The organism is Flavobacterium sp. FG19, from assembly GCF_057809475.1.
In genome coordinates, this window is the sequence record NZ_JBMDKA010000060.1 from 1 (window position 1) to 9859 (window position 9859).

The following is a 9859-nucleotide window of genomic DNA, read 5'->3' on the forward strand; positions in this document are numbered from 1 at the left end:
GCAATAGCGAATCTGTCTCATCCGCGTTCCATTTTTTAATTTTTAATTCTCAATTATTAATTTTTAATTGAATTTACATTCCCTGCGCCTGAATTGCTGTAATGACAACTGTATTGATAATATCATCAACTGTACAGCCGCGGCTTAAGTCGTTTACGGGTTTGTTTAATCCCTGAAGCATTGGACCAATTGCTAAAGCTCCGGTTTCTCTCTGAACAGCTTTATAGGTGTTGTTTCCTGTATTTAAATCCGGAAAAATTAGTACACTGGCCTGTCCTGCCACTTCAGAATCCGGCATTTTGCTTTTTCCAACGCTTAAATCAACCGCAGCATCATACTGAATCGGGCCTTCAATTTTAAGATCGGGTCTTTTTTCTTTTACAATTGCTGTGGCAGTTCTTACTTTATCTACTTCATCTCCTTTTCCTGATGAACCGGAAGAATAAGAAAGCATGGCTATTTTAGGTTCAATTCCAAATGCAAGGCTTGATTCTGCCGAAGAAATAGCGATTTCTGCCAATTGTTCTGCTGTTGGATTTGGATTAATGGCACAGTCTCCGAAAACGGAAACACGGTCTTCTAAACACATAAAAAACACTGAAGAAACAACAGAAGAATTGGGTTTAGTTTTGATGAATTGAAGCGCTGGCAGAATCGTATGCTGTGTGGTATGTGCTGCGCCGGAAACCATTCCGTCTGCATGGCCTTTGTACACCATCATGGTTCCAAAATACGATACATCTTCCATTAAATCCCTTGCCATGGTAATACTTACGTTTTTGGCTTTTCGCAGCTCATAATAGGTATTTGCATAATCTTCATAAAATTCAGATTCTATCGGATTGATGATATTTACTTTTGAAAAATCAAGCGTAATACCAAGTTCTACCACCTTATTTTCAATTTGTTTTTTATCTCCAATAATCGAAATATCGACCACATCCATATCTAATAATCTTGCTGCCGCTGTAATAATTCGGTCATCATTTCCTTCTGGCAGTACAATATGTTTTCTATGCTGTTTGGCCCTTTTAACCATATTGTATTGAAACATTTTCGGTGTCATGCCCTCAGCCTGGAAAGTGATTAATCTTTCCGATAAAGCATCATTATCAACGTATTTCTCAAATGTCGTTATGGAGGTTTCAATCTTATGCGTATTATTGGCGTAAATCTCCGATTTAATAGAACCAATTTTATTGGTGATATGATACGTTCCGCCATCAACAGCAATAATGGGAACAATTGCCGAAAGTCCTTCTATAAGCTTTAAGATACTTTCTTCCGGAACAATATTTCCTGTCAAAATAATTCCTGAAATAGTTGGATAATTGGCGGATTCGTTTGCTTGTAAAGCTCCTAAAATAATATCCGAACGATCTCCAGGTGTAATTACCAAAGCATTATCATGCAGATGAACTAAATAATTATGCAATTGCATAGCCCCTACGCTGTAATGTCCGATTTCATTATTCAGGTAATTTTCTCCAAACAGCACTTTTGCATTCAATTCGTTTACAATTTCCTGCATCGTCGGATTATTTAAACTCGAGATTAGCGGAATAGTGTTTATCAAAACATTTGAAGGTAACGTCTTTTGAAGGCTGTTAGTAACCAATTCAATATTTTCTGGCTGTACTTTATTAGCAAAAACAGATAAAACCTCAACTTCTTTGAGTTTGAAAGAATCGTAGACTAAATACAAGCTGTCTAAAAGTTCCTCTAAAGTTTTACCAACTCCTGAACCGACAATTATAGTTGGAATTCCAAGGTTCTTGGCAATTAAAACATTCAAATCTAATTCTATTGAAGTTCCTTCGCCTGTAAAACTGGTTCCTTCGACCAAAACAAAATCAAAACGCTCTTCCAGCTTTTTATATTTCTCTATAATCAGATCCAGAACCTCGCCTATTTTTCCTTTATTCTTTTTCTTGATTAATCTGCTTTTCGTAATCGCATACGCGTCCTCAAAACGAATATCAAGGTTAAAATACGACAAAACGGTTTCGATATGATTATCTACCTCACCATCGACAAAATCTTCAATTATAGGCCTAAAATACCCCACTTTAGCAGTTTTTCCGATCAGGATACTCATCAAACCGAGCGTGATGATCGATTTACCACTGTTGTGATCGCTTGTTGCTATATATATTGCTTTACTCATAATTATTTATATTTATTCTAAATAGTAAATTTAATAGAAATCATTTCTTTTCCGCCTGAAACAAACGTTAAAACCAGCGGCGTTTCTTAAAATAAATGATCAGGGCTATAACCAGCAGAAACATGACGCCCATAACGACAAAATAGCCATTCTTCATTTTGAGTTCCGGCATGTTTTCGAAGTTCATTCCGTACACTCCAACAATAAAAGTAAGCGGAATAAATATGGCCGAAATTATCGTTAATGTTTTCATGATTTCGTTCATTTTTCGGCTTTGTTCCGAGAAATAAAAATTAGAGGCGCTTTCCAAAGCACTCATATCCGATTCTATCTGCTCTAAAAGTTCTAAACTTTTCTGATGCAGTCTGATAAAGAAATTGAATGTTTCTTTTTGGATAAGCCCGTTATTCTCATCGTCGTCTTTAATGGTTTTGAGATAATATAAGGAATCCCTCAGGGGTACAATAGAACGTTTTAAAAAATTTAAGTTATCACGGTGGTTTTCAATTTTTTCTAAAATAGCCGGTTTAGCATCCTTTTTAGTTAAATTGATCAATTCTTCTATTTTATCTTCTTCATCTTCCAGCGTAATATAGAAGTTTTCCATAACCGCATCCAAAAGCAGATACAAGAGATAATCTACTTTTTTGGTTCTGACAATTCCCGCATGTGTACGAAGGCGCTCCCTGATATGGGTAAAGAAATCACTTCGTTTTTCCTGAAATGAAATCAGGACTCCGTCTTTCAAAATAAAACTCAGTTGTTCTACACTAATATTATCTGAGTATTCAGAAGGAAGAAGGGATTTTATATTAAAGAACAACACATTCTCCTGTTCTTCTAATTTGGTTCTTTTAGTCGTATTTAAAATATCAGCTAAAAGAAAATCATCGAGTTTAAAATGAGCGCCAATGGTTTTAATAAGATTAATATCGTTCAGCCCATGTATGTTCAGCCAGTTATTTTTTGTAATGTCAAAACAGGAATTCAACGCCAAAACTGTAAACTTATCATACTCAACAACATCAGCGTCATTATATACAAAAAGCTGCATTTCGGTTTCGTGTTCTTTATGAGATCCGGTATACTCTAAAGTAATATGCTGAAGCTTTCGGCCCTTCTTATATTTGATCTTTCTCATTCATGAAAATTTACAATAGTAATATTACGAAAAAGAATCCGAAGAAGAAATGACATTTATCAGTTTGATGAGAAAGATTTAACAAAACACACGAATTAAAAAGTAATCTTTTTACTACTTTTACATCAAAATCAAACCCAACAGGTTCTAAAAACCTGTTGGGTTTCATGAACATATGAAGTATGCAAAAAATTGAAACTTTAGAGTCTGGAAATTACTATCATATATATAATCGCGGAATTAATAGTGAAAATCTTTTTAAAGAAGATAGAAATCATGAATATTTCCTTATGCTTTATACCAAACATATTGATCCAACTGCCGAAACATTAGCCTGGTGTTTACTAAAAAATCATTTTCATTTATTAGTAAGAATTAAAACTTTTGAAGAAATTTTAAAAAGTCACAAGGAATATGAAATCAAAAAAATAATCCCTGCACATCAATCTTTTGGAAATTTATTTAATGCTTACACAAAAGCAATTAATAAAGGATATAATAGACATGGAGCCTTATTTGAAAGGCCTTTTAAAAGAAAACTAATCGGTAATGAATCCTATTTACGTTCCGTTATAAAATATATTCATTACAATCCAGTAAATCATGGTTTTTGCGAACATCCAATAGAATATCCATGGAGTTCTTATTCAGCTTGTATATCTGAGAAATCGACTAAATTAAAACGTGAAAAAGTGATTTCATTATTTGAAAATATTGACAATTTAAAATCTTCTCATAATGAAAAAGAGAATTTTACTTCCTTAGAAGAATTTCTTAATTTATAATGCAAACCCGACAGGTTTTAAAAACCTGTCGGGTTTAACTTCATGGTAAAAAAGGCTTTATTATATCTTAATTACCTTAAAAACTGAACGATACAAAAACTTAGAAAATCAAAACAACAAAACTAAATCTCAATCCGATAGCAAACCCGACAGGTTTTAAAAACCTGTCGGGTTTAACTTCATGGTAAAAAAGGTTTTATTAAACATAACCAAAGTCCACAAAAAAACCGAGTCATTTCTGACTCGGTTTTCTATCTTAATACTTTGTACTAATTACTTAGTACTAAAGAATTATTTTACTTCTTCAAAAGTAACAAACCTATATATAACGGTACATTACAAAGCAATGGTACAAATAAGGTACAAATAAATCTGCAAAATAACGAGTAAAAAGACTACTAAATTAAAGATTTGTCCACTCATTGGATCTCAAAAGTTCCCCAATCAAAAAAAAACTTAATTAATTAAAAATCAAAACATTAAACCCTATTTACATACCAGTTTTTCAACAAACTTATTAATCAGAAATTTATTTTGATCATCTTCAAAAACTGCTCAAATTTTAATGCAGATTTGTGGCACATTGCATTTAAAAAAACAGAAATCCAGTAAAATAAAATCCTTACAAGCTTAGGTTCGACACTGTACGCTCAAGACCAATAATCTTAAAGCAAGAGCTTCATTCAAATTCGAAGCTCATGCTTTTACTATCTAGTTTTCAATTATTATTTAACATCTTTTATGTCTGCACTACTAACTGTCATTTAGCTGAAACTAAAATTGGGTGATTTCCTCCTTAAATTAAGATTGATTCCATAGACATATAAAAATCACCTCTTCATTTAATTTACACTCAAACAAACAACAACAACAACAAAAAAAAAAAAAAAAAAAAAAATAGCAATAAACAACTAAAAATAAAATACTTAACATCAAAAACAAAACTCAAATAAAATGCTTAACGAAAAATTTATGGCTAAAAATTTTGTCATACAAAAAAAAGTATGCCGTTCGCATTTATACAATTTAATGTCATGTCGATCGAGTAATTTTACTTTCTGCAAAAGCTGGAAAATCAGAGTAGGATGAAGTAAACGCTCTTCTTATAAAGAAGCCGCAAATGCAGTATTTAATCCTAAATCCTGTAATCTTGGAAAAAACAAAAGGACCGCGTGATGGATAGTTGTCAAGACTTTTCCTTATCGCCGCTATTCGAAAATGGAAACTAACATCGAACATTAAAAATTTTTAAAATGAGAAAAATTATCCTTGCATTGCTTTCGCTTTCTGCTAGTTTTGTCTTTGCCCAAAATCCGGTATCCTATCCAAAGGACACTGCCATTTCAAAACCGGAATTAAATTTTGAAGTGTTATGGCATACTTTTGAAGACAACTATGCCTTCTTTAAGTTAAGGAATATTGACTGGCATGCCACCTATCAAAAATATAGGCCACTGATAAACGCCAATACTTCTGATGATTCTTTATACACGGTTTTTTCTCAGATGCTGGCTCCTTTTAATGACAATCATATCAATGTTATCGTTCCGGGAATAAAGCAATTCAAATCCGTGAAACCTTCGCAGTTCGTAAAAGAGTTCCCAACGGATAGTTTGCGTAATGAGTTTTGGCAAATGGTAAATTCTTCCTTATCGCAAAAACATTTTACAGCGCTGCAATACGCAGGTCCTGAATTTAATCATGTACCTCTGTTTGCTTATTCGACTTCAAATGGTATTGGATACCTGCGTTTCAACAGATGCTTCGTCGATCAGGATTCCAATAATGTGCCTGATGCAGTAGTTGCAGGCAAATTATTGGATATGTTATTTGCAAGTTTTAAAGATGTAAAATCAATTATCATAGATGTAAGAGATAATATTGGTGGCAATGATGAATTTGCTTATGAAGTTGCCGGCAGATTTGCAGCTAGTAAAGTAATCGGAATGCATAAAAAAACGAGAATAAGAAAGGGAGGATATGAAGATTTTGGGCAGCTTGAAACATGGTACACTGAGCCTAAAGGTGTTTTTCAATTTACAAAACCTGTAGTAGTCTTAACCAATGACAAAACAGTAAGCGCCGGAGATTTGTTTGCTTCGATAATGAGAGAACTGCCCAATGTAAAAATTGTCGGTTCAAGCACACGTGGCATTTACTCAAATATGTATGGCTTTACACTTCCAAATGGGTGGCTTATTTCACTCTCTAATGAGCGGTACTACGACAACAAAATGATTTGTTATGAAGGAATCGGCGCACCTGTTGACATTCATGTTCTAAATACCCAAAATGATTTGCTAAACGTGAATGACCCCGTATTAGACACAGCTATCAAAGAATTATTGAAGACCCGCTATTAAATAAACTACCGCTATTTGAAACAAAAACTAAGCAAATTTTACTGATTTTTCGTAAGTTTTAGTTTTTGTGGCAATATTGTGGCACATGATATTTTGGACTTGATACTATTTCTACCACAAATAGTTAAGGCGAATTTTATCGATTTTTTCATCGAGATAAGTTTTGTGGCATATTCGTGGCACATAACTTTTCATATACTTATTAAATCATTAAAATCAAACTTTACCAACCAGAAGTTCGAATGTCAGAGCGTCCCTATTCAAAATTTGAAAATGTTTAAATTATTTCAAGAATAAATCTTTTTTTTTCCTACATAACTACTTATTAACCTGCTGTTCTTCTAAGGCTAATTGTTGGTTTATTTCTCTTGGATTATTTCTAAAATTAGATCCTGCATAAACATTACACAACATTTCCTAATATCATAAAAAAATCTTGAGCCAATTTATTTAACTTTACTTCTTAAAGATAATTAAAGTATGGTGTATGGCAATTTTGAAGATGCGGATCTTCCCAAAGTAAATCCAAACGAGAGCCTTGAAACAGTTTCCGAGTATCATCTCCTATCACTGTTCCCTGTTGAAAAATTTCAAATAAGGCCTCAAAAAGACCGGGACAAAGGAATTGATTTTCATATTGAGCTTAAAAAAGAGCTGCCAGATGGCGGATGGAGATACACCAACTACCAATTCGCTGTACAGCTAAAGGCAACCAATACAATCCAGCTGTCTGAGGATAGTAGCTTTGGCATGCAGCTATCCACTTCAAATATCAATTACCTGCTCAATAATCCGATGCCTGCCTATTATATCTTTTACCACCATCCCACAAAGGCTTTTTTCTACGAAAATGTAAAGAACCTTGCCGTGCAGCTCCAGAGCAAGAACCTCGAATGGCAAAAGCAGCAGACGCACAAAATTTATTTCACCAAAAGACTTGAACAGCAGGCCGTTCAGCATATTTATGATGAAACATATGCGCATGGTGATACTCTAAAGCACATCAATAAATTTATTAGCCCGCTTGAAACCTTGAGTAGTTCGGATCCAATTATTATTGATTCAGACCTTGAAGTCTATAGTGTTGCACAAAATATCGATTTTATTGATCAATTCGGCGCCGCTCTGGTAAATAAGAATCATTTCAATACAGTAATAGAAATTGAGAAAAGAAGCTGGCCAAGGGACAGAGCGACTCCCAGGTTTTATCTTTTCTGCGGAATTGCATACTATCAGAGGGGAAATCTTTATAAAGCGCTTGAACTGCTCAATGATGCTAAAAAGCTTTCTGGCGAATTTGACCGTCAGGGTCAGGCAATAATTGAACACACTATTTTAAGCGCTAGATATCTGCTTGATATGATAACCAAAGAAGACTTTGACCTTCAGATGGAAAAGATAAACAGCCTCGTGGATGCCGGATCCTTTTTTCAGATCGAAAAAGCTTTTGAAACGCTCTCATTAAACCGAGCGCAGCCGACTGCAGCCATTGGACAGTATTATGATACAATGAAGAAGATTATTGAAAATGAAAAAAGCGCCTTTGTCCGCATTGTCGCCTATAACAAGATTATGGAGGCCGAGTCCTCCATTCTTTTGCATGATCTGGCGATGAATTTTACGTTTTTTATCGGACGTGCTGAAAGGCCATTTAAAAGCAGGGCATATCTGGAATGGCAGCAACTTGAAAGGAAATTCGTGGAGAGGCTTTATTCTATTGAGGCATATGCGGATAAATGCGGCTATCAAATGGGTGGAGCATACCTAACATTGGTATTCATAAAATGGAACTATGAAAAGGCAATTCATATTCATTATCTGGGATGCTGGGACAAGAGAAATTTTGACATGAATAAACGTGTTAGCAACTTAATTGTGCAGATGCTGGAAAAACTTTGCGGCTCGCTCGACCAGCTTTCCCAATTGTACCAGACAAATGACTACATTGAAAATATGATTTCTAGCATGATTCTAAAATTCCAAATACAGCATTTTTCAGGAAAATATGAAGTAGCCAATGATACAAAGAATGAAATTTTACAAGCCATTGATAAACATGGGTTTCACGGTTTGAATAAAGAATATCAATCGATCTTTAACAAAGGCACTGCACATGAGAGTTTTGTTGAAAAATATACCAAACTTATGCACAGCCTTCAAGACTCTGCATCTGAAAGAGGTTTTGATCCGCACCGCATGCTTTCTGAAAAGGAGATGAATTATAAAACAGTATGGTCAATTAGGCATTTTATCACACTTGATTTTTCCTTAATTCCTGATACATTAAACCAAGAGACATAGACCTGTTGAAAAATTTTGGATTCGATAAAGCTTTTACTTTTATTGAATAAAGTAAATCCTTGAAAATTAAAATATAATAAACATTTATAAATCCTGCCAACATAATTCTGCACTTCCAAAAAAATATATTTTACGCTGATTTTTAAATGATTTACATCTTATTGTATTCATAACAAAAAAATGAATTAACACTTTTAGAGATTGCAAAGCAGATAGCAGACCGTTGAGTGTAATTTTTAAATTTTATCCTTTGAATAATCCCTAATTATATTATTTTCGTAAGAAAAAGCTTTTAATTAATGGCGTACAATTTACAGCAGAAAGAATTAGAAAAATTATTAGGCATTTCACTAAATGTAATGGCTAATCTTGAAGCAATAAGCATCTATACAAATCAAAACTCAATTGTCGTAAATGAAGATGAGAATATTATTGGATTAAATCTTGCAGGACAGCAGATTCAAAACACTTCTTTTTTGGCAATTTTACCAGATATTCAGTGGCTTAACCTTACAAATAACCAGATAAGCAATTTATCAAATTTTGATAATCTTCAAAATGTCACCCATTTATATCTCGTTGGAAACTACATAACCGACATTAACGTATTAGCTGGATTGGGTAAGCTTGAAATTTTAAAGATTGCACAGAACGAAGTCCAAGATATTTCGCCATTAACATCTCTGAAAAACCTTAAGGAGCTTGATCTGGGAATAAATTCAATCTATGACTGCTCACCAATAGGGAAACTGAAAAAATTAGAAAAACTTCACTTAGGTTCAAATGGAATTACAGAAATCCATTTTTTATCTGAATTAAAGAATTTATCACTTTTAAACCTTGAGGGTAATGCTATAGAAGATATTTCACCGCTTTCTTCATTGGTAAATTTAAATCAATTAATTCTCAGAGAGAATTCAATTACGCAACTCGGAGCATTGAAAAAACTGATTAGATTAAAATACCTAGATCTTTCTCAAAATTATCAGATAAGCGAAACGCAAGCCTTGAATAATCTGACCCAATTGAAGCATCTTGACTTAGGTGTGCAAATTCCGGTGATATTGATCACCCCATTCCAATTTAAAGTGAGCACCTGATT

At 33.8% G+C, this 9859-nt stretch carries 6 protein-coding genes; 4 read left to right on the forward strand and 2 right to left on the reverse strand.

All coding sequences use genetic code 11. From position 1 onward, the window contains the following. Positions 1-73 precede the first annotated feature (73 nt). Both pta and corA read right to left on the reverse strand, forming a co-directional pair. Positions 74-2167: a phosphate acetyltransferase gene (pta, locus tag ACODST_RS27455; protein ID WP_488935290.1), complete on the reverse strand. Its 2094-nt coding sequence runs from the start codon at positions 2165-2167 to the stop codon at positions 74-76. Positions 2168-2234: 67 nt separating this feature from the next. Continuing rightward, positions 2235-3308: a magnesium/cobalt transporter CorA gene (gene corA / locus ACODST_RS27460; protein ID WP_488935291.1), complete on the reverse strand. Its 1074-nt coding sequence runs from the start codon at positions 3306-3308 to the stop codon at positions 2235-2237. A gap of 182 nt (positions 3309-3490) precedes the next feature. Between corA and ACODST_RS27465 the strand changes: the two genes are divergently transcribed. The 4 genes from ACODST_RS27465 to ACODST_RS27480 all read left to right on the forward strand — a co-directional run bounded on the left by ACODST_RS27465 (position 3491) and on the right by ACODST_RS27480 (position 9857). Then, positions 3491-4093 carry a transposase gene (locus ACODST_RS27465; protein ID WP_488935292.1) on the forward strand — a complete coding sequence of 201 codons (603 nt, stop codon included), beginning with the start codon at positions 3491-3493 and terminating at the stop codon, positions 4091-4093. 1253 nt (positions 4094-5346) lie between these two features. After that, positions 5347-6456, forward strand: coding sequence for a S41 family peptidase (locus ACODST_RS27470; protein WP_488935293.1), 1110 nt, complete (start codon positions 5347-5349; stop codon positions 6454-6456). A gap of 480 nt (positions 6457-6936) precedes the next feature. Next, positions 6937-8757 (forward strand): DUF4365 domain-containing protein, encoded by a 1821-nt coding sequence (locus tag ACODST_RS27475; protein WP_488935294.1) that lies wholly within the window; start codon positions 6937-6939, stop codon positions 8755-8757. Between the two features lie 299 nt (positions 8758-9056). Next, on the forward strand, positions 9057-9857 hold the full coding sequence (locus tag ACODST_RS27480; protein ID WP_488935295.1) for a leucine-rich repeat domain-containing protein: 801 nt from the start codon (positions 9057-9059) through the stop codon (positions 9855-9857). The last annotated feature ends 2 nt before the right edge of the window (positions 9858-9859 follow it).

Coding starts and splice junctions, on each gene's coding strand:
- pta (WP_488935290.1), bottom strand. CDS start 2,167: ATGAGTAAAGCAATATATATAGCAACAAGCGATCACAACAGTGGTAAA.
- corA (WP_488935291.1), bottom strand. CDS start 3,308: ATGAGAAAGATCAAATATAAGAAGGGCCGAAAGCTTCAGCATATTACT.
- ACODST_RS27465 (WP_488935292.1), top strand. CDS start 3,491: ATGCAAAAAATTGAAACTTTAGAGTCTGGAAATTACTATCATATATAT.
- ACODST_RS27470 (WP_488935293.1), top strand. CDS start 5,347: ATGAGAAAAATTATCCTTGCATTGCTTTCGCTTTCTGCTAGTTTTGTC.
- ACODST_RS27475 (WP_488935294.1), top strand. CDS start 6,937: ATGGTGTATGGCAATTTTGAAGATGCGGATCTTCCCAAAGTAAATCCA.
- ACODST_RS27480 (WP_488935295.1), top strand. CDS start 9,057: ATGGCGTACAATTTACAGCAGAAAGAATTAGAAAAATTATTAGGCATT.